This is a genomic window from Haematobacter missouriensis, from assembly GCF_000740775.1.
Taxonomy (GTDB): Bacteria; Pseudomonadota; Alphaproteobacteria; order Rhodobacterales; family Rhodobacteraceae; genus Haematobacter; species Haematobacter missouriensis.
In genome coordinates this window covers 1-817 of sequence record NZ_JFGS01000104.1, presented here as the reverse complement: position 1 = coordinate 817, position 817 = coordinate 1, and the positions used below count along the sequence as shown (strand labels likewise).

Here is an 817-nt window from a genome sequence, read left to right as displayed (position 1 = left end):
CCGCATCCCGCGCGGGCGGCAGCGGGGCGCCGATCCGGCGCCGGCGGGCGGGACGCTTGTATTCAGGCTCGTGCTTGAGGCGCGCCACATGCCGATCGACCTGGTGGCGCAGGTCGGCAAAGGCCTTGCGCAGGGCAGGCTCGATCTCGAATCCCTCTTCCCGCGCCGCGATCACGCCCGACGGCAGTTGCAGGCGCAGGCTGACTTTGATGCGCTTCTTGCCCCTCGTCTGCGAGGCAACGACTTCGAGCCGGACCAGATCCTCGCGAAAGCGCGCAAGGTGCGGTTCAAGTTGCCGCACTTCTTCCTCGATGACCTCAGGCGCGCGCTGTTGGCCGTGCCGGTCGAGATTGCGGAATGATCTAATGACGTTCATGCCGTGGACCTTCCTATAACTCTCCGAAGAGATGGTCCGGCGCGACCGATATCGCGCCGGGCCAGTCTTTTGCGCTGTCACTCGGCGGACTTGTCGTCCTTGGACTGCACCTCATCCCCAACGCTGGGCTTCGGAACGTCCGTCTTGTTTTCGGCAACTTCGCTGGGCTCCTCGATCCCGGCCTTGGCCTGATCGTCCGGGCTGTCGTCACCGGTGTCCTTTACGATCTTTTCGAACATGACCCTCTGTTCGTCTTCCGACCAGGCGACGCGGACCTTGTCACCATCCTCGATCCGCCCGGAGAGCATCTCGCGGGCCAACTCGGTCTCCAACTCCGACCGGATCAGCCGGCGCAGCTCGCGGGCGCCGAATTCGGGGCGGAAGCCGACCGCGCCGAAGTGATCCACGACGCTCACGTCGAATTCGAGTTCGACGCCCTGG

At 64.9% G+C, this 817-nt stretch carries 1 protein-coding gene and 1 pseudogene; both read right to left on the bottom strand.

The features are described 5' to 3' along the window. A partial coding sequence (locus CG51_RS19845) for an HPF/RaiA family ribosome-associated protein (protein WP_211254220.1) occupies positions 1-376 on the bottom strand: 376 nt, incomplete at its 3' end. A 77-nt stretch (positions 377-453) separates the two neighbouring features. Next, positions 454-817, bottom strand: a pseudogene (locus CG51_RS18830) (Clp protease ClpC); the annotation flags it as partial.